Origin of the sequence: Rhizobium phaseoli (assembly GCF_001664385.1) — a bacterium.
In the GTDB taxonomy this organism is placed as follows: Bacteria; Pseudomonadota; Alphaproteobacteria; order Rhizobiales; family Rhizobiaceae; genus Rhizobium; species Rhizobium phaseoli.
Window position 1 is genome coordinate 2062912 of sequence record NZ_CP013532.1, and the last position, 19881, is coordinate 2082792.

Below are 19881 nucleotides of genomic sequence, written 5' to 3' on the forward strand. Positions count from 1 at the left end.
AACTGCAATGGTGACCATTCTCGACACGATCAATCCCGATGCCAAGCGCGTGCGCCATCCGGAGAAGGCGCATCGGCCGGATACGGAAGTGATGCGCAAGCCCGACTGGATCCGCGTCAAGGCGCCGACCTCCAAGGGCTATGCCGAGACGCGGGCGATCGTGAAGGAGCACAAGCTCGTCACCGTCTGCGAGGAGGCCGGCTGCCCGAATATCGGCGAGTGCTGGGACAAGAAGCACGCCACCTTCATGATCATGGGCGAGATCTGCACCCGCGCCTGCGCCTTCTGCAATGTCGCCACCGGCAAGCCGAACGCGCTCGATATGGCCGAGCCTGAGAACGTCGCCAAGGCGGTCAAGGAGATGGGCCTCAGCCACGTCGTCATCACCTCGGTCGACCGCGACGACCTGGAAGATGGCGGCGCCGAGCATTTCGAAAAGGTGATCTGGGCGATCCGCGCCGCCTCGCCGGCAACAACGATTGAAATCCTGACGCCGGACTTCCTGAAGAAGCCGGGTGCCTTGGAGCGCGTCGTCGCCGCCAAGCCCGATGTCTTCAATCACAATATGGAAACGGTCGCCGGCAACTATCTCACGGTTCGCCCCGGTGCCCGCTATTTCCATTCCATCCGCCTGTTGCAGCGGGTGAAGGAACTCGATCCCACCATGTTCACCAAGTCGGGCATCATGGTCGGCCTCGGCGAGGAGCGCAACGAGGTGCTGCAGCTGATGGACGACCTGCGCACCGCCGATGTCGACTTCCTGACGATCGGCCAATACCTGCAGCCGACCCGCAAGCACCACAAGGTCGAAAGCTTCGTCACCCCGGACGAGTTCAAGTCCTACGAGACGGTCGCCTACAGCAAGGGCTTCCTGATGGTCGCCTCCAGCCCGCTGACCCGCTCCTCCCACCATGCCGGCGACGACTTTGCGCGGCTGCGTGCGGCGCGTGAGAAGAAGCTTCTGGTTGCAGCTGAGTAAGGTTTGCGCTTGCCTATGGAAGCGGCTCTGACAATCTTTCGCTGCGGTCAGACGGCCGGCGGACAATACAAGCCAACCTCTCTTTCGTCATCGGGCTTGTCCCGAGCATCTGCCTCTAGTCGATAGGGCAGCAGATCCTCGGCACAAGGCAGCACAAGGCCGAGGATGACGCCGAGTAGAGAGCAAGGGTAATTAGCAAACTGACCGCAGCGGTTTTCATCGCGGTTTTTCCTTGGGCGGTCGCAGATGAATGTCACATCCGGGTTGAATTCGATGCTGGCCGCAGCCGACCGTATCCTGGTGATTGGCTGCCCCCGGCAGCGGCAAGAGCACACTCGCAAAGCGGCTCTCGCGAGCGCTCGACCTTACTTACATCTCCATGGACTGCGAGTTCTACTGGCTGCCGGGCTGGAGAAAGAGGCCGCGCGATGAGATCGATCGCTTTATCACCAAGGCCGTGGCGGGAGAGCGCTGGATCATGGATGGAACCGGTCTCAGCTCCTTCCATCTTCGCCTGCCGCGCGCGCAGGCGGTCATCTGGCTTCGCCCGCCAAGACATGTCTGTCTGTACGGTGCCATCTCAAGAGCATTGCGTTAAGTAGGGCGAAATCGCCCCGAACTGCCTGACGGCTGCCCTGAAAGCCTCTCGCTGGATGCGCTTTCCTATATCTGGAACTTCGAGCGCGATGCCGTGCCCTTAATCGAGGCGGCACTTCGAGATCATGCCGCCGGGATCGCAGAGCACGGCCCTGAAATGCCGATTCTCCAGCTAAAATCCCGTCGCCAGATGCGCGAGCTTCTTGATCTTCTCGGCCGGCCCGCTTAATTGCCGCCTATGCCGCAATTCGAAACCCACCGCTCCGTTCCGCATACGCCCGACCAGATGTTCGATCTCGTTGCCGATGTCGAACATTATCCCGAGTTCCTGCCGCTTTGCGAGGCGCTGTCGGTCAGGAGCCGCAAGGAGCGTGACGGCAGGATCCTGCTCGTGGCCGATATGACTGTCGGCTACAAGGCGATCCGCGAGACCTTCACGACCCAGGTGCTTTTGAACCGGGCCGAGCGGGTGATCGAGGTCAAATATATCGACGGCCCGTTCAAATATCTCGAGAATCGCTGGCATTTTGCCGAGACGCCGTCCGGCGGCTGCACGATCGATTTCTTCATCGACTACGAGTTCAAGAGCCGCATTCTCGGGGCGCTGATGGGCTCGATGTTCGACCGTGCCTTCCGCATGTTCACCGAAGCCTTCGAGACGCGCGCGAGCAAGATCTACGCTCCCGTCTGACGGCCGGTTGCAGGCATCCTCAGCCCGTGAGCAGCGAACGCACCATCTCCAGCGCCGTCCTGACCGTTGCCATCCGAACCTCGCTGCGGCCGATGTCGCCGTAGAGCATTTTCCGATGGATGAGGGCGCCGCCGCGCGATTTGGCGGCAAGATGCACCAAGCCGACCGGTTTTTCGGCCGATCCGCCGCCGGGGCCGGCAATGCCGGTGACGGCGACGGCGATATCGGCGCGCGAGCGGAAGAGGGCGCCGTGCACCATCTGCCGGGCGGTCTCCTGGGAGACTGCGCCGAACCGCAGCAGCGTTTGCGCCTGCACCCCGAGTAGCTCGGTCTTGGCGCTGTTCGTGTAGGTGACGAAGCCGCGGTCGACGACGGCGGATGAGCCGGATATCTCCGTCAACGCGCCTGATATCAGCCCGCCGGTGCAGGATTCGGCGGTCGACACCATCAGCCCCGCCGCGGTGAAGTCGCGGATGATCGCCTCTGCCGCCGAAAGGATATCCGGAGGGAAAAGGCCCATCATGTCCTCCCGCGATAGACGACGGTCGCCGTGGCGATCGCCGCGATGCCTTCGCGCCGCCCAACGAAGCCGATCGTCTCGTTGGTCGTCGCCTTGACCGAGCAGCGCTCGAGATCGATGCCGAGATATTCCGACAGGTTCGCCCGCATGGCCTCGCGATGCGGCCCGACTTTCGGCGCCTCGGCGATCAGCGAGACATCGGCATTCATGATCGTGCCGCCGCGCTCGCGCACGATCCGCGCGGCATGCTCGATGAAGATGCGCGAAGCCGCCCCCTTCCATTGCGGGTCGGATGGCGGGAAATGATCGCCGATATCGCCGGCGCCGCAGGTGGCAAGCAGCGCGTCGGTCAGCGCATGCAGCGCAACGTCGGCATCCGAATGGCCTTTCAGCTTCTGATCGTGCGGAATGAATACGCCGCAGAGCGTCACGCCGTCGCCCGCTTCGAGCTGGTGCACGTCGTAGCCATTGCCGGTGCGCACATCGGGAAGCAGTGAGGCCGACAGCTTGTCGTCGGCCATGGCGATATCCTTCTTGACCGTCAGCTTGACGTTGTCGCCCGTGCCCTCGACGATCGTCACCGGAATGCCCAGCCATTCGGCGATCGAGGCGTCGTCGGTGAAATCGCTGCGTCCGCTCGCCGCCGCCTTTTCATGCGCGTCGAGAATGGTTTCGAAGGCGAAGGATTGCGGCGTCTGCGCCGCAAAAAGCTGCTCGCGCGATACCGTCGTCAGCACCGTGCCGGCGCCGTCGGCGCGTTTCAGCGTATCGGTGACCGGCATGGCCGGCAGCACTGCTAGCGCGCCGTTGGCAAGGTTTTCGGCAATGCGGTCGAGAAGCGTGTGGTCAAAAAAAGGCCGCACCGCATCGTGGATTAGCACATGGCTGACATGCTTGTCCTTGAGGTATCGAAGACCGGCCAGCACCGATCGCTGCCGGGTCGGGCCGCCATGCACCGTTTCGATTGGCGTTGCCGAAATGATATGGCGGAATGCCTTGGCGAACAGCGCCTCGTCATCGGGATGAATGACGACCACGATCGCAGTCGCCGGCTCCCATGTCATGAAGTTTTCAAGCGTATGGACGATAACCGGCTTGCCGCCGATCGGGCGATATTGCTTGGGGCCTTCCGTGGGAGATCCGGCACGCTCGCCGCGGCCGGCGGCAACGATGACAATTCCAGCCGATATCGGTTGCTTGGACGGCATTTGCAGCATAAATCCCCTAAAATATGCGGAATTGACCGGAGTGCTCTAACCTCTTGCTTGGGCCTTTTCCAGCATCCGCCCGAAAAATATCGATTTCGATCCGAGACCCCTTGGCAAAGCCATGGATCTATGGCTAAAAATAATGCAGTTACATGGTGTGCCTGAAAGATAATCATTTGATTTCCAAGGACCTCGCAGCGCCTTTCCGAATCGGATCCGTATCCGTGCGGAACCGCGTTGTGCTGGCGCCGATGTCCGGCGTCACGGACATGCCCTTCCGCGAGCTGGCGTGGCGCTTCGGGGCCGGGCTCGTGGTCACCGAGATGGTGGCGAGCCGCGAACTGGTCAACGATACCGCCGAATCCTGGTCGCGGCTCAAGGCCGCCGGCTTCCGGCCGCATATGGTTCAGCTCGCCGGCCGCGAGGCCCACTGGATGGCGGAGGCAGCCAGGATCGCTGCCGATCATGGCGCCGATATCATCGACATCAATATGGGTTGCCCGGCAAAGAAAGTGATCGGGGGTTATTCCGGCTCGGCGCTGATGCGCGATCCCGATCATGCGCTCGGCCTGATCGAAGCGACGGTCAAGGCCGTCGATATTCCTGTGACGTTGAAGATGCGTCTCGGCTGGGACGAGAATTCCATCAACGCGCCCGACATTGCCCGCCGCGCCGAAGCCGCCGGTATCCAGCTCGTCACCATTCATGGGCGGACCCGCATGCAGTTTTACGACGGCCGCGCCGATTGGGATGCGATCCGTGCCGTCCGCGACGTCATCTCCATCCCGCTGATCGCCAATGGCGATGTCGAGACCGCGGAAGATGCGCAGGAAATATTGCGCCGTTCCGGCGCCGATGCGGTGATGATCGGCAGGGGCTGCCAGGGCAGGCCGTGGCATGCCGGCGTGCTTGCCGGTGCGGCGGAGCCGCAACGCGAAGACATTGCAGATATCGCCGTCGAACATTACCGGATGATGCTCGATTTCTACGGGGAGGCGGTGGCGATCCGCCATGCCCGCAAGCATCTCGGCTGGTATCTCGAGCGTTTTGCCCCCGCACTTGCCGGCGGCGAGAAGGCTGCGATCATGACCTCGCGCGATCCGGGCGAGGTGGCTGCACGCCTTTACGATGCACTTGATGCAGCTGTTGTCGACAGCCGGGAGGCGGCATGACGAAGGATATCATATCTCCGCCCGATCAGACCGGCGGCACCGTCGCCATGGCCGTGCTGAACGCCATCCAGAACCCGGTTGTCATGGTCGACGAATCCGGCTTCGTCGCCTTCGCCAATTGGGAGGCGGAGGCCTTTTTCGGCGCCAGCGCCTCGCATCTGGCGCGTTACCGGATCTCGACTTTCATCCCCTTCGGCAGCCCGCTGCTCGCCCTGATCGATCAGGTGCGCGAGCGCAAGGCGCCGGTCAATGAATATCGCGTCGATCTGAGCTCGCCACGGCTCGGTCAGGACAAGCTCGTCGACCTCTACGTCGCCCCGGTGATCAGCGAGCCCGGCGCCGTCGTCATCGTCTTTCAGGAGCGATCGATGGCCGACAAGATCGACCGGCAGTTGACGCATCGCGCCGCTGCCCGCTCGGTGACCGGTCTCGCCTCGATGCTGGCGCATGAGATCAAGAACCCGCTCTCCGGCATCCGCGGCGCCGCGCAGCTGCTCGAGCAGTCCGCGGTCGACGACGACCGGGCGCTCACCCGGCTGATCTGCGACGAAACCGACCGCATCGTCTCGCTGGTGGATCGCATGGAAGTCTTTTCCGACGAACGCCCGGTCGATCGCATGCCGGTCAATATCCATTCCGTGCTCGATCATGTGAAGGCCGTCGCCAAGGCCGGTTTTGCCCGCAACATCCGCGTCACTGAGAGCTATGACCCATCGCTGCCGGCCGTCTATGCCAATCGCGACCAGCTTGTCCAGGTCTTCCTCAACCTGGTGAAAAACGCCGCCGAAGCCGTCGGCGATCGGCCGGACGGCGAGATCATGCTGACGACCGCCTATCGCCCCGGCATTCGTCTTTCCGTCGCCGGCACCCGCGAAAAGATCTCGCTGCCCTTGGAATTCTGCGTTCACGACAACGGCCCCGGCGTTCCCGCCGATCTGCTGCCGCATCTCTTCGATCCCTTCATCACCACCAAGACCAACGGCAGCGGCCTCGGCCTGGCGCTGGTCGCCAAGATCATCGGTGATCACGGCGGCATCATCGAATGCGACAGCCAGAACAGCCGCACGACTTTCCGCGTTCTCATGCCGGCGTCGAAGGACGTTTCGCTCGAGGATGCTTCTTCCGCAAGCTCGACAGGACCTTCTCGATGACAGCCACGATCCTCGTTGCAGATGATGATGCGGCGATCCGTACCGTGCTCAACCAGGCTTTGAGCCGCGCCGGCTATGATGTTCGCATCACCTCGAACGCCGCTACCCTATGGCGCTGGATTTCGGCGGGCGAGGGCGATCTTGTCGTCACCGACGTGGTGATGCCTGATGAAAACGCCTTCGACCTGTTGCCGCGCATCAAGAAGGCCCGTCCCGATCTGCCGGTTCTGGTCATGAGCGCGCAGAACACCTTCATGACCGCCATCAAGGCTTCCGAGAAGGGCGCCTACGACTATCTGCCGAAGCCTTTTGACCTGACCGAACTGATCGGCATCATCGGCCGCGCGCTCGCCGAGCCGAAGCGCAAGCCCGCCAAGCTGGAAGAGGACATGCAGGACGGTATGCCGCTCGTCGGCCGGTCGGCGGCGATGCAGGAAATCTACCGCGTGCTCGCCCGCCTGATGCAGACGGACCTGACGCTGATGATCACCGGCGAATCCGGCACCGGCAAGGAGCTTGTCGCCCGCGCGCTGCATGATTACGGCAAGCGCCGCAACGGCCCCTTCGTCGCGATCAATATGGCGGCCATCCCGCGCGACCTGATCGAATCCGAGCTCTTCGGCCATGAGAAGGGCGCTTTCACCGGGGCGCAGACCCGCTCGACCGGCCGCTTCGAACAGGCCGAAGGCGGCACGCTGTTTCTCGATGAAATCGGCGACATGCCGATGGACGCCCAAACCCGGCTGCTGCGCGTGCTGCAGCAGGGCGAATACACCACCGTCGGCGGCCGCACGCCGATCCGCACCGATGTGCGCATCGTCGCCGCCACCAACAAGGATCTGAAGCAGGCGATCAATCAGGGGCTCTTTCGCGAGGATCTCTACTACCGCCTCAATGTCGTGCCGTTGCGCCTGCCGCCGCTGCGCGACCGCGCCGAGGACATTCCCGATCTCGTGCGCCATTTCATCCAGCAGGCCGAAAAGGAAGGCCTCGGCTCCAAACGCTTCGATCAGGAGGCGCTGGAACTGATGAAGGCCTATGCCTGGCCGGGCAACGTCCGTGAGCTGGAAAATCTCATCCGTCGCCTGATGGCGCTCTATCCGCAGGATGTCATCACCCGTGAGATCATCGACGCCGAGCTGCGCTCCGATGTGCCCGACAGCCCGATCGACAAGGGGCCGATCCGCAATGGCTCAATGACGATCGCGCAGGCCGTCGAGGAGAATATGCGCACCTATTTCGCCGGCTTCGGCGAAAACCTGCCACCGCCCGGCCTCTACGACCGTGTGCTGACCGAGATGGAATACCCGTTGATCCTTGCGGCACTCACGGCAACGCGCGGGAACCAGATCAAGGCGGCCGATCTTCTCGGCCTCAACCGCAACACTTTGCGCAAGAAGATCAGGGAGCTCGGCGTTTCTGTTTACAGAAGCTCCCGCACCGCCTGATAAAAAGGCGGTGGGCTCCTCGTTTGCCCACCGCCTCCTCCTCCCAGTATCCGCCGCCACGGTCGGGAACAAAACTAAATCTATCCCAGCCTCGTCATCGTTTGTATCTGCGCCGGCAAACAAAAGCGCAGTGTCATTTGATGGTCACATAGTATTTGCGAGCTATTGTTTGCCGCCGGGCAAATGTCATTGAAGTTGCTGCGCTCGCGGCCACCGCGCCTGTGGATAAGCTGTGGATAACCGGTGGATGGCGCGCGGGGGTCGGCGGGGGATAACGTCCCGCTTCCGCTCGGATGTTGCTGATCTGTTCTAAATCGTGTGATCGGCCGTTGCTTCTGTCGGCTTAATGACCGGGTGCCGTTGGGTGGGCGATACTAGGGGTCGAGATAGGAAATATTGCTACGATCCCGCAAGTGACCAGCGCCTGGTCAGCCGTGGGAATTTACGTCTTCAGCCACTTCGGTTTCTAAGTTTCGCACAACGCATCGAAAACCCAAGTGGCTGGTCGACGTGTCGACCGGTTCAGGATGTCGTGCGGCGGGGCGATAACGGCGGCAATAGTTGGGCGCGCAAAGGTGCGATCCCCCTTTAATCACCTTCCGGGGAATTCTGATTTCGGGCATGCCGGGATCATAGCTGTCACTTTCAGATGCACCGCGCGGATTTTGTGGAATGCAGCAGGCTTTGGACACGTCGCCCTTATTTCGCGGCGAATACCAATCGGTTGTCCATTCCCACACATTGCCGATCATGTCGTACACGTCATAGCCATTCGCCGGAAATGCCGTGACTGGAGACGTCCGCTCGAAGCCGTCGCCCGCACAATTTTCGTGTGGGAATTGTCCTTGCCAGGTGTTTGCCATGTGTCTGCCCCCAGGGGTGAGTTCGTCACCCCAGGCATATTCGGCACCATCAAGGCCGCCACGGGCCGCGAACTCCCATTCAGCTTCCGTCGGAAGCGATTTGCCGGCCCAGGCCGCATAGGCTGCGGCGTCCTCATACGCGACATGCACGACAGGGTGATCGTCCAGTTTGCGGATCGAACTGCCCTTTCCATACGGGTGACGCCAGTTCGCGCCGAAAGTGAATGTCCACCACTTCGAAATGTCACCAAGGTCAACGGGATGGTTCGGAGGCAGGAATACTGCGGAGCCGGCCTTGAGAAGATGTGCGGGTGCGCCAGGATAATCTCGTGGATCAGGAGCAATCTCGGCAAAAGTCACGTAACCGGTGGCCTCGACGAATTCTCGAAATTGGCGGTTTGTGACCGGTGTCCGATCCACCCAGAAGCCATCGACGCTCACGCGATGCACGGGCGCTTCCTCGGGATAGTACTTGTCTGAGCCCATCCGAAATGTGCCGCCGGGAATGTAGGCCATAGTCAAGTCCCGAGGACGCGCAGCCCTTACGTCCGGCTTGTTCGGGGGCGTCTCTCCTCGTTGAAGCATCGAAGCCTTGGATCCTTTTCGCCTTGGAAACTCGTGCTTTGTTGCTCGCAGCACCGCGACCTCCAATTGTCCGTCGATGGCTTTTGGTGCCGGCACACACTGCCGCCGGAGCCGAAAGGCCGACTTGAGCATCCATTCACAGCCACTGCAGAGTCCGGCGAAGATCTCGCACAGCCACAGATTGTTGACTCGAAACCGCAAAATCAATCAGGGGTCACAGCTATCACGCCTCGACCGAGGTTTATTTTCGAATCATACCATTGAATGGTAAGATGATGCTAATATAATTATCGGCGACCGGCCGCGGCGGGGGGCTCGTATTATCTCGGTTAAGTACCTGATCAGCATCTATTTCCGAACTACAGCTGTCGCGGCCGCCGGCCGTGCTGGATGGCCTTGCGCTCCGTGATGTTCGCTGAGCGAATGAAAGGTCTATGCAAGCATGATCTGAATCGCCGCGAAGGGGCGGCGAATCTCTTGGGGGGATAAGAACTTGAAATACTACATTGGGTATGCCGCCATCTTTCTAGGCGCAATGACCGCTTGTGGCTCACTCGAGGCGGCGGATATGACGTCGCTTTTGAACCCGGATGCAAAACCTATAGAGACCCAGAGTGGATGGACTTTTACGTTTGCCCCTTATTTGTGGGGTGCGAGCATGTCCGGAGACATGGCGCAGTTTGGCCTTCCTCAGGTTCATGTCGACGCTGGCTTCGGCGATATCTTTGAGAATCTCGATTTTGCCATGATGGCCATTGGCGAAGCGCGCTACGATCGCTTCAGCATCTTCGGCGACATCATGTACACCAAGCTCTCCAATGACGCCGACACGCCAAGGGGTCTCATCGTGAACAACGTCGAGGTTACCTCCAAGACTTTTGCCGGTCTGCTCGGCGTCGGCTATTCGGTCCTTGACGGTCCCAACGGCCGTCTCGATGTCGTGGGCGGTGCCAGGCTCTGGTCCGTTGACACCAACATATCTTTCAACGGCGGCATTCTTGACGGGGTTTCCGAGGACGACAGCGCCACATGGGTGGACGCCCTGGCTGGCATCAAGGGCGACTACTTTTTCACGCCGAAAGTCTTCCTGACGGGCTGGGGACTTGTCGGCGGCGGCGGTGCGGACATCGATTGGGATGTTATGGCAGGGCTGGGCTACAAGTTTAACGAAACCACCTCCGCCGTCGCAGGCTACCGCGCCCTCGGCGTCAATTATCGGGATGATGGCTTTATATTCGATGCCGTGCAGCAAGGCCCGATTCTGGGCCTTGCGATCCGGTTCTAGCGGGCGCCTCTGACAGAAGAAATCGATCAGGAATTTCTTCGGCTGTGGCCATTCCGCTCACTTTTTTACTGTCGGTTATTGCACAGCGAGAGGAGATGCCGTGCTTGCCTTGGTGACCGGCGGCGGGTTCCATCTGCCTGTCAGAGCATCGGGCTTCGGTGCATAGAGCCGCATTGTCAGGTTGTATCGCCCTTGAGGTGCTGGCAACCAGTTCCATTCCATGTCCTTGCCGGGGCTCTCGTTCTGGAAATAGAGATCGAGTGAGCCGTCGGCGTTGTACTTGAACGGCATCCAGCTGCTGACTGCGAAGCGGTTGAGGGAATTGGCAACCTGGAATCCTTCGTCGTCATATAGCGTCACAGACCAGAAGGCTTGGACCGGCGGAATTTGATCCTTGTCAAAGTGGATCGCGTAGTTGTTTCTGCCATCAAGCGGCTGGCCGTTTTCGTCGGCAAGATTAAGCGGATAGATGGCATCTTCGGGCAGGTTGGCGCCGAGACCTTGCTGGGCAATGACGGCGCGCTTTAGATAGTAATTGCCATATACGCCCATCGTGTCGGTATTCATCGACCAGCCGTTGGCGACGCGTGCCAGTGTCTTCACCTTCCAGGCCATCAGCGCCTGAGCGTCCTGTGGAACAGTCTCGAGCGCCTTTTGGACGACTGCATCTGCTTTGGAGAGATCGAAACTCTTGCCTGGTTCAATGCCGATCCTCTTCATTCGGGCAAGCAAGGGCTGATCGGTACTGTGCGGCGGATGTAGTTTCAGGAGCTCAGCAGCATAGGCGAAATAAGCTCCTGCCGAGGCGGTATCGACCTGGGTCTTGGGTGGGGTCTTCATATCCACCGACGGGTCGATTTTCACCGGCACCGGTTTTGCCTCCTTTCCCCACTCCGAAAGCAATGTGACGGTGTAACCGTCCTGGACCTTATGAACGGCGTCATAGTCAGGCGGTCCATCGGTCTTTGTCCGTCCGATGACCCATACATAGGGCGTCGGTGCGTTGATCCGTTGGGTTCCCGTTGGCAGTTTGAACTCATCGAACCCTTCACTCAGATCCGGCCGCCAGCCAGGAGGGGTAATCAGGAAATGACCGGCCGCAGTTCCGGTGGTCCGCCAGCCTGGTGCCGCGAACACGTCAGTCCACATGTCGAGCATGGGCAGCAGGTAGAAACGTCCGCCGGTGTCGGGGGCCGAAACCACGACCGGTTCTTTCGTCAAATCAAGCCAGGCGCTCGAATATAGAGTGTCGAAATTCGGTCGGACCACGACTTTCATGTCCGCCGGAGGAAACTCGAGGATGTTGTTGAACTGATTGGACGGGCCGCCGATCGCACCCTTCTTGGCCTCGACATTGGTCAATTGCTTCCGGGTGATGTCCATAGATAGCAGTGGGTAGAAATAAACGTACGCTTCCACGCCTATCGCATGCGCCTCTTCTTCGCTGATGGAGTTTGCATCTGCCGCGCCGATCGAAAAAGCCGCGAGTCCAAGAGCAAGAAAAGCTGCTGGTCTTAATTTGCTGAATAGATTTCCGTCATCATTTGTCAATGCACGCATTGCTCCCTCCTGTTGTTAAGATCAGGTGAAATGCGAATGGATCTTTTGAAGTATCCCCTGGACACGTAGCTGCTCTGTGGCTGCGTGACGGTGGAATTATAAAGAGAAAGCTAAACTAGCGATAGTTACACCAATACCGGAGGCAACTAACTCCTATGGGTGCAGCCAGTAATGGGAATGGTTGAGGCAACTTTGGAACGAAGATCGAAGACTGTAACCAGAAATTGCGTGCAGTAAGGACAGGTGGGTTGAGCAGCCCGCGCCTTAATTACGTCCGTACAGGCTTCACAGACGTTCCATACCGATTGCCAGCGTGATGCTGCACGGGGAAGCCATTGTGCATACAGCATTTTCGCTGATGTGGGTCCTCGCGAATCTTTGGCACACCAGGGACAGCCCCGTCATCCTAAAAGACTAATTGAACCGGTGCGCCATTGGAACGAACATGATGACAAGGAAGAGATCGTCCTCGGACATCACAATTGATTGCGATTACATCGACCGCACATTGCCCAGTAGTGCCAATTCGTCCGGCGCTTGAGAGTCGCGCTCATTTCTGCGGATGTCGGTCTGCAGTGGCACGAGTCAGGATACATCAGAAAGTTGTGCTCCGACGTCTTTGCAGATCTATTACGAGATCCGGAAGCCTGGGCGTTCATGCGCTCGCTTTTTCGCCAATCAGACAGAAATGCCACATGCGGAGATCGGTGCCGGTCTGCAATAACGCCTGCCGGTGGAGGCTTGATCATCAACGAACCGTTCTTGGCAAAACGCCGGACAAACCGGCGAGCAGAGGGGAGACAGAACTGATGGACAAGGACCCTGATAACGAGATCGGTCCAAAAAAGTTTACGCGCCGGACAATGCTTGCGACTGGCGGTTCGCTGGCGGCGGCGCAAATCGCCGGCAGGATTGGCATGCGCGGATTGGCCGCCACGCTCGCTTCCGGAACGGCGTTGGCACAGTCGACCAAGCCGAACATTGTTTTTATCGTCGCCGACGATTTGGGTTGGAAGGATGTCGGGTTTCACGGCTCTGACATAAAGACGCCAAACATCGACCAACTGGCGGAAAAGGGGGGGCGGCTTGAGCAATTCTACGCCCAGCCCATGTGCACGCCGACCCGGGCGGCGTTAATGACGGGGCGTTATCCGTTCCGCTACGGCATGCAGACCGCCGTCATTCCCCAGGGCGGCACCTACGGCTTGGCGCTCGATGATTATCTCTTGCCGGAAATGCTGAAGGAAGCAGGCTACGCCACCGCTGCGAGCGGCAAATGGCACCTCGGCCACGCCGATACGGCATTCTGGCCGCGCCAGCGCGGCTTCGATTCATTCTACGGCGCTCTGCTCGGCGAGATCGATCACTCCACGCATAAGTCGGCAAACGGCAACGCTGATTGGTACCGGAATAACGAAGCCATTGAGGAGGCAGGATTCGACAATATCCTGTTCGCTACCGAAGCCGTGCGAGTGATCAATGAACACGATCAGTCGAAACCTTTGTTCCTATATCTGGCCTTCACGTCGCCGCATACGCCCTTCCAGGCGCCAAAGGAATATCTCGACCGTAACAGCCACATCGCCGACGAGAGCCGTCGAGCCTATGCAGCGATGATCTCGGTGATGGATGATGGCATCGGCAGGGTCGTCGAAGCTCTCGAAACACGCGGCATGCGCGAGAATACGCTCATTCTCTTTCACAGCGACAATGGCGGCGTGGTCGATGCGTTCTTTGCGGGCGAAAGCGATGTCAAGGGCAAGCTTCCGGCCGATAACGGTCCTTACCGGCAGGGCAAGGGGACGACATATGAAGGCGGCACACGCGTCGTTGGCCTGATCAACTGGCCGGGAAAGATCGAGCCTGGCTCGGCCGACGGAATGATGCACGTCGTTGACATGTATCCGACCTTGGCGGCTCTCGCCGGTGCTACGCCGGGCAAAAACAAGCCGCTCGATGGGATGGACATGTGGCCGATGCTTGGCGAGGGAAAGCCATCGCCACGCACCGAGATCGTCTACAACGTTGAACCAATGACTGCCGCCGTGCGCCAGGGCGATTGGAAGCTTGTGTGGAAGACGACGTTGCCGCCGAAGGTCGAACTCTTCGATCTTTCGAAAGATAGGTCCGAGACCACAAACCTTGCCGATCAAAACCCCGAGATGGTGAAGACACTGCAAGCGCGAGTGATCGAGCTCGCCTCACAGATGTCTCCCCCTCTGATCATGCAGGACGCCGTGCGATTGCTCTTGCATTCGGACACGGTGCTGCCCGACGCGGCCGAAATGTTTAATGTTGGAGATTGAGTGATTTGGCGGTTTATCCCGAGGACGAGCGGCCTGGCGGGGCCGTTCGTCCTGTGAAGAAGCGAGAGTTTTGCTTTCTGTTTAGCCATTGAGGAGGCAGTTCGTCGCGATCAGGGTGGCGAGACAATCGTCAACACAGCCCGTCTCGCAGCGGCAACGGCGCCGGCAAGGAAGCCGGGTTCAGTCGCGCTCGTCTCGCTGCCGGCCATGAACAGTCGCTGGGCCCACGGTCCGCAGACCCAATCCTTATCCTCGGCCGACAGGTGCCCGGCTGCGACGCGGTCGCGGACTGTTGCAGTGAATGGGTCAGCTGCCCAGTCTTTCAAAATTGTGGCACGCGGTTCCAATGCGCCAGCGCCGAAAATTCGCCCGAACTGAGCAAGACAGGCTTTCGTCAATGCCTCGTCACCCCATGCCGCCCGCTGATCCGCGCCGACGCCGAGGAAGCCGAAGAGCGCTGCCTTTCCATTCGCCAGCGTCGCGTCATGCATTTCGACCATCGGCCCGACCATGCTCTGCGCGGTGCCCGATAATCCGCCGTCGCGCCAGAAGGGCCGATCATAGATTGCGAAAAACTTGGCGTGCGGCGCCATCCAGGTCGGCGTATCGCGCCAGCGAGCCAAGCTGGATTCTTCCTGCTGCGGCGTGAACGTCACGTTTGCCTCAAGCAATCGAGGCGGCAAGGCGCAAATGACCTGCTGCGCGTGGACCACCGCGGCCATGCCGTCCGCAGCGTTCGAGGTAATTTCGATACCGTCACCGGTAAGCGCCATGGCCGAAACACGGCTGCTGAGTTGAACTCTGTCGGCCGGGATCTCTCGTTCCAAAGCTCGCACCAGCGCCGCCGAACCGCCGGTCAGTCGAAGCGATTTTCCCTGCTGTTCGACAGGGCGATACCTTTGCGGTCCTTCCCGCGACATTCGCTCGAATATCACATCGCCATCATTGTTTTGCGAGAACGACGGGAGCCCCAGTTCCAGAACGAGCTCGGCCATATCAAGCTGCATCATCGGCCAGAACCAGGAGGGGCCGAGATCGAACCCGTCGTCGGAAGGAATTCCATGTTCGTCTGATGTCAGGATGCGGCCGCCCAGCCGATCCCTTGCTTCAAGCAACAGGAAGTCGATGCCCTTCGAATTGAGGGCCCGTGCCGCGCAGAGCCCCGCGAGCCCTCCGCCGACGACAGCGACTTGGCATCTTTTCATCAAACTACCTCTGGCCCGCCATCAGAATGCATGAAGCGGGCGAATTTCAGCGCGGGTTTTATTTACAGGGCCGCGCATGCTGGCGTCCAGTCAAAGACGTAACCCGCTATGGCAGTTTCAGAACATCGGCGTGCTGCAGCGGAGCGTCTTTGATCCAGGCATATGCACCCTCTGGACCGGCGCTCGCCAGCAGGTTTTCGCCTTCAGGCAGCCGCATCCAGCTCTGGGATCGAAGTCGCTCCGTTCCAACGGACAGCTCACCTTCAAGAACCAGCAGTTCCAATCCACGATGATTCGAAAGTTTGGTTGAGGCGTTGCGACCCCACCTTTGAAGATAGACCTGCTCATGACCGTCATCGAACAGGATCGTTGCGGTGACGGCATCGTTCTGAACTCCAGGCTCTCCTTCACCCGGTCTGCGCACGATTTGCGCCTCGTCGCCCTCGCGAAACTGCCAGAGCTTGACGAAGATGGTGCACCCGTCAGCGGATGCGGGCGCATGCGACGTCCCCGGCGGATTGCGGAAGTATGATCCGGCCGGGAAGCGACCGTGTTCGTCCTGGAATATCCCGTCGAGCACCAATATTTCTTCACCGCCCGTGTGGGTATGAGATGGAAATACGCTGCCTGCGGCATAGCGGACAATCGAGGTCGCCCGAGCCACTTCCTCGCCGACGCGATAAAGCATCCGGCGATCGACCCCGCGAGCCGGACTGGCGACCCAATCCAGTTTCGCGGCGTGCACGACCGTCGGCCTGGTGAAATCATCATTCAGACGCATCGTGTTTCTCCATCGTCAGCACCACCCGAAACTTGACGCCACCGGACTTCATCTCACCGTTATTCTTCGATAACGGCAAGAAGTTTACCGGACACAATCGGTCGCGGAAATGAGAGCCAATATCGAGGAGGCATCAAAACCGCATTGAGCATCCTTCTCGGGGCTGGTCTAAGCAGCTTGTTGCGCCGAGGCTCGCATATTGTCGTTCATGCCATAGATTAAGCCGATCGGTCGTTGATCGATCGTGTGACGTCGAGGCCGGGTACCGGCCGGCACATGTTCATAATTTGCGGGAGCTGCATGATGGAATATCGTCGTTTGGGAAAGTCGGGCCTGCAGGTGAGCGAGTTCTCCTTCGGCTCATGGGTCACTTTCGGCAAGCAGGTGAACGGCGGTGACGCCGTCGACCTCATGAGGCTTGCCTACGATAACGGGGTGAACTTCTTCGACAATGCCGAAGGCTATGAAAGCGGCAAGTCCGAGATCGTCATGGGCGAGGCGCTGAAAGCGCTCGGTTGGAGCCGCGACAGCTTCGTCGTCTCCAGCAAGGTTTTCTGGGGAGGCCAGAAGCCGACGCAGCGCGGCTTGTCGCGCAAGCATGTGACCGACGCCTGCCATGCCGCGCTGAAGCGGCTTCAGGTCGATTACCTCGATCTCTACTTCTGCCATCGCCCGGACATCGACACGCCGATCGAGGAAACGGTCCGGGCGATGCACGATCTCGTCGCCCAAGGCAAGGTGCTTTATTGGGGGACATCGGAATGGTCGGCGCAGCAACTGACGGAAGCCTATGCCGTGACCCGGGACCTGCGCATCACGCCGCCGACCATGGAGCAGCCGCAGTACAACATCTTCGAACGCCAGAAGGTCGAATCCGATTATCTCCCGCTCTATGACCTCATCGGCCTCGGCACCACCATCTGGTCACCGCTCGCCTCGGGCGTTCTGACCGGCAAATACAATAACGGCGTGCCGGCCGACAGCCGCATGAACTTGCCCGGCTATGAATGGCTGAAAGAGAAGTGGTCGAGCGACGCCGGCCGCGCCCAGCTCCAAAAGGTCGGTCAGCTCGCAAAACTCGCCGACGAAGTCGGCCTGTCGATCACCCATCTGGCCCTTCTGTGGTGCCTCGCCAATCGCAACGTCTCCACCGTCATTCTCGGCGCCTCACGCGCCAGCCAGCTGCAGGACAACCTTGCGGCCCTTTCGCACCGGCACAAGATGACACCTGAGGTGATGGAGCGGATCGACGCGATTGCCGGAAATAAGCCGGAGGGCCCGCGTCGATTCTAGAACCTGTCGCGCGAGACTGTGCGCTAACGACACGCATGAAAACAGAGACAGAAAGGCTGCGGCATCAGGTCGACAGGCGCGGATCGTTCCCGACCGCGCCTGTGGCGCCATTGTGGGATTAAGCGCGGGCTTCCGCCTGACGGAGAAAGTTCTGGAACTGCTCCTCCGGAACGAATGAACCGCCTGTTGTCCAGAGCACATGCGTCGCCCGCGACATCTTCTTTTCCTCGATGCCCTGTTCAGCCTGGAAACGCCGGCCTTCGCTGTGGCGCAAGAGGAAGTCCGGCCCGAGCAAGGCGGCGGCGGCCGAAGGCTCCAGCTTCTGCCTTTGGGTAATCCATGCCATGCGAAGCAGTTTGAACAGGTCGTCGTCGGCGGCCGTGTAGACGCCGGCGAGCATCTCGCGCATCACCTTCGCCACGAAGGCCGACATGCGGGCGACGGCCATGCCGTCGGCTTCGGTCTTGTTGGTCAGGCCGACGTCGTAGACCGACACCAGCTCCTGCTTACCCGACATCATGTGGACGAGGGCGCAGGGCGACTGAACCGGCTCGACGAAGAAGGCGTGCACATTGTCGCCGAAGATCGCCTTCGCGCCGAAGGCGACGCCACCCGGTGCGCCGCCTATGCCGCAGGGCAGGTAGAGGAAAAGCGGATTTTCCTCATCGATCGTGATCCCACGCTCGTCGAGCTGCGATGCCAACTCCGAGGCCGCTGCGCTGTAGCCGAGGAACAGGTGCCGCGATTGTTCGTCGTCGACGAAATAGATCGTCGGATCGGCGTCGGCGATGTCGCGGGCGTTTTCGACGGCTGTGGTGTAGTCCGCCTCGTGCTGGATGACATCGACGCCGAGCTTCCGCAGGCGCTCGACCTTCCAGGCCTTGGCGTCAGACGACATGTGAACCGTGGCCTTGAAGCCGAGCGCGCGCGCGGCGATGCCGACGCTCAAGCCGAGATTGCCGGTGCTGCCCACCGCCACGGTATAGCCTGAAAATAACGAACGGGCCTCTTCGGTTGCCAGCTTCCGGATATCCTCGCCGTCAACAAGCACTCCCTTCTGACGGGCGAGACTATCGGCAAACAGGAAAACCTCGTAGACGCCGCCACGCGCCTTGATGGAGCCGGCAACCGGCAGGTGGCTGTCGGCCTTGATGAAGACGTTGCCGAACTCTCTCGTTCGATAGCCGAGCGCCTCGCGGAGTTCCTTGAGTTCCACCAGTTCGGAGCGGATCTCGCCGCCCGTATCCTTCAGTTCCGGAAAGCATTCGGCAAGAAGCGGCGCCAAGCGCTGCCAGTTCTGGCGCGCGCTCGCCACGTCGGCCGGTGAAACCGGCAGGTCCGAGGTATCGATCGCCTGTTTCCGGTAGGATGGATTGAGCCAGAGGGTCGGTCGGCCCGCGAGAACATCATCGCGAGCGGGATCACTGGGCAGTATCGTGTTCATGGACATTTCCATTCGTGAGCCGGGCTGCGGTTGGTCAGTGTCTTAGGACGCGGGCGAGGAAAGAGCGAGCCCGGTCGTTTTTCGGATTGTCGAAGAACTCGTCCGGCTTCCCGATCTCGATGATCGAGCCCTGGTCGATGTAGACGACGCGGTCGGCGACCTCTCTTGCGAACCCCATTTCGTGCGTCACGACCATCATGGTCATGCCTTCGGTGGCCAGTTCCCGCATGACGTCGAGGACTTCGCCGACCATTTCCGGATCAAGCGCGCTCGTGGGCTCGTCGAACAGCATCAGATGCGGCTCCATGGCGAGCGAGCGGGCGATGGCCACGCGCTGCTGCTGGCCGCCGGACAGCTGGCCCGGATATTTGTGCGCATGCGTCTTGAGACCGACGCGGTCGAGGAGCTTCATGGCGGTGGCTTCGGCCTCTTCCCGCGACTTTTTGCGGACCCGCATCGGCGCGATGGTGATATTGTCCAGCACTGTCTTGTGCGGGAACAGGCCGAATTGCTGGAATACCATGCCGACGCCCTTGCGGATCGCCGCGAGTTCGCGTTCTCCGCCGAGCTTCCTGTCGGCCTCGACCGGCATTTCATAGCCGTCCACGACGAGGCTGCCGTTCTGGTACATTTCGAGGCCGTTGACGCAGCGGATGAGGGTCGACTTTCCTGAGCCGCTGGCCCCGAGAATGACCATGACTTCACCGCGTGTGACGGCGAGATCGATGTCCTTGAGCACATGGTGAGCGCCGTAGAACTTGTTCATGCTTTTCATTTCGACGATGGCGTTCAT

The 19881-nt window shown here is 60.2% G+C and carries 16 protein-coding genes and 1 pseudogene; 9 read left to right on the forward strand and 8 right to left on the reverse strand.

Annotated elements, in window-relative coordinates; translation table 11 throughout:
* Positions 1-7 precede the first annotated feature (7 nt).
* From lipA to AMC88_RS10140, 3 genes and pseudogenes are all read left to right on the forward strand, one after another.
* Positions 8-979 carry a lipoyl synthase gene (lipA, locus tag AMC88_RS10130; RefSeq protein ID WP_012483690.1) on the forward strand — a complete coding sequence of 324 codons (972 nt, stop codon included), beginning with the start codon at positions 8-10 and terminating at the stop codon, positions 977-979.
* A 246-nt stretch (positions 980-1225) separates the two neighbouring features.
* Positions 1226-1805, forward strand: a pseudogene (locus AMC88_RS34030) (AAA family ATPase).
* Positions 1806-1814: 9 nt separating this feature from the next.
* Complete coding sequence (locus AMC88_RS10140) at positions 1815-2267, forward strand: type II toxin-antitoxin system RatA family toxin (RefSeq protein ID WP_010022061.1); 453 nt, start codon at positions 1815-1817, stop codon at positions 2265-2267.
* A gap of 19 nt (positions 2268-2286) precedes the next feature.
* Here the strand turns inward: AMC88_RS10140 and AMC88_RS10145 are convergent, their stop codons facing one another.
* Positions 2287-2790, reverse strand: a complete 504-nt coding sequence (locus AMC88_RS10145; protein ID WP_170965673.1) for a CinA family protein — start codon at positions 2788-2790, stop codon at positions 2287-2289.
* The gene (locus AMC88_RS10150; RefSeq protein WP_012483693.1) at positions 2787-4004 is read right to left on the reverse strand and encodes a bifunctional 2-C-methyl-D-erythritol 4-phosphate cytidylyltransferase/2-C-methyl-D-erythritol 2,4-cyclodiphosphate synthase; all 1218 of its coding nucleotides are present in this window, start codon (positions 4002-4004) and stop codon (positions 2787-2789) included. The genes AMC88_RS10145 and AMC88_RS10150 overlap by 4 nt, the downstream gene beginning before the upstream one ends.
* Positions 4005-4147: 143 nt before the next feature.
* Here AMC88_RS10150 and dusB point away from each other — a divergent pair, with 143 nt between their 5' ends.
* The 3 genes from dusB to ntrC are packed head-to-tail and all read left to right on the forward strand — an operon-like array spanning position 4148 to position 7766.
* A complete protein-coding gene (gene dusB, locus AMC88_RS10155) occupies positions 4148-5167 on the forward strand; it encodes a tRNA dihydrouridine synthase DusB (RefSeq protein WP_012483694.1) in 1020 nt (339 codons plus the stop codon).
* Positions 5164-6318, forward strand: a complete 1155-nt coding sequence (locus AMC88_RS10160) for a two-component system sensor histidine kinase NtrB (protein ID WP_016732969.1) — start codon at positions 5164-5166, stop codon at positions 6316-6318. The genes dusB and AMC88_RS10160 overlap by 4 nt, the downstream gene beginning before the upstream one ends.
* Positions 6315-7766 (forward strand): nitrogen regulation protein NR(I), encoded by a 1452-nt coding sequence (ntrC, locus tag AMC88_RS10165; RefSeq protein ID WP_012483696.1) that lies wholly within the window; start codon positions 6315-6317, stop codon positions 7764-7766. Before AMC88_RS10160 ends, ntrC begins: the two co-directional genes overlap by 4 nt.
* A 428-nt stretch (positions 7767-8194) precedes the next feature.
* Here the strand turns inward: ntrC and AMC88_RS31965 are convergent, their stop codons facing one another.
* Positions 8195-9145: a formylglycine-generating enzyme family protein gene (locus AMC88_RS31965; RefSeq protein ID WP_167355281.1), complete on the reverse strand. Its 951-nt coding sequence runs from the start codon at positions 9143-9145 to the stop codon at positions 8195-8197.
* 604 nt (positions 9146-9749) lie between these two features.
* Between AMC88_RS31965 and AMC88_RS10175 the strand changes: the two genes are divergently transcribed.
* Positions 9750-10499 carry a hypothetical protein gene (locus tag AMC88_RS10175; RefSeq protein ID WP_012483698.1) on the forward strand — a complete coding sequence of 250 codons (750 nt, stop codon included), beginning with the start codon at positions 9750-9752 and terminating at the stop codon, positions 10497-10499.
* Between the two features lie 75 nt (positions 10500-10574).
* On the opposite strand, the gene AMC88_RS10180 is transcribed toward AMC88_RS10175, so the two are convergent.
* Positions 10575-12059: a DUF1254 domain-containing protein gene (locus AMC88_RS10180; RefSeq protein ID WP_064825204.1), complete on the reverse strand. Its 1485-nt coding sequence runs from the start codon at positions 12057-12059 to the stop codon at positions 10575-10577.
* Positions 12060-12754: 695 nt separating this feature from the next.
* Between AMC88_RS10180 and AMC88_RS10185 the strand changes: the two genes are divergently transcribed.
* Positions 12755-14365 carry an arylsulfatase B gene (locus AMC88_RS10185; RefSeq protein WP_418314089.1) on the forward strand — a complete coding sequence of 537 codons (1611 nt, stop codon included), beginning with the start codon at positions 12755-12757 and terminating at the stop codon, positions 14363-14365.
* 110 nt (positions 14366-14475) lie between these two features.
* Here the strand turns inward: AMC88_RS10185 and AMC88_RS10190 are convergent, their stop codons facing one another.
* Positions 14476-15570: a flavin monoamine oxidase family protein gene (locus AMC88_RS10190; protein ID WP_064825206.1), complete on the reverse strand. Its 1095-nt coding sequence runs from the start codon at positions 15568-15570 to the stop codon at positions 14476-14478.
* 106 nt (positions 15571-15676) lie between these two features.
* Positions 15677-16351: a cupin domain-containing protein gene (locus AMC88_RS10195; protein WP_012483702.1), complete on the reverse strand. Its 675-nt coding sequence runs from the start codon at positions 16349-16351 to the stop codon at positions 15677-15679.
* Between the two features lie 303 nt (positions 16352-16654).
* Between AMC88_RS10195 and AMC88_RS10200 the strand changes: the two genes are divergently transcribed.
* On the forward strand, positions 16655-17644 hold the full coding sequence (locus AMC88_RS10200) for a potassium channel beta subunit family protein (RefSeq protein WP_046977056.1): 990 nt from the start codon (positions 16655-16657) through the stop codon (positions 17642-17644).
* 118 nt (positions 17645-17762) lie between these two features.
* Here AMC88_RS10200 and AMC88_RS10205 read toward each other — a convergent pair whose 3' ends face one another.
* Entirely contained in the window at positions 17763-19088 is a 1326-nt protein-coding gene (locus tag AMC88_RS10205; protein ID WP_064825207.1) for a D-serine ammonia-lyase, read from the reverse strand.
* A gap of 34 nt (positions 19089-19122) precedes the next feature.
* Positions 19123-19881 (reverse strand): amino acid ABC transporter ATP-binding protein, encoded by a 759-nt coding sequence (locus tag AMC88_RS10210; RefSeq protein ID WP_064825208.1) that lies wholly within the window; start codon positions 19879-19881, stop codon positions 19123-19125.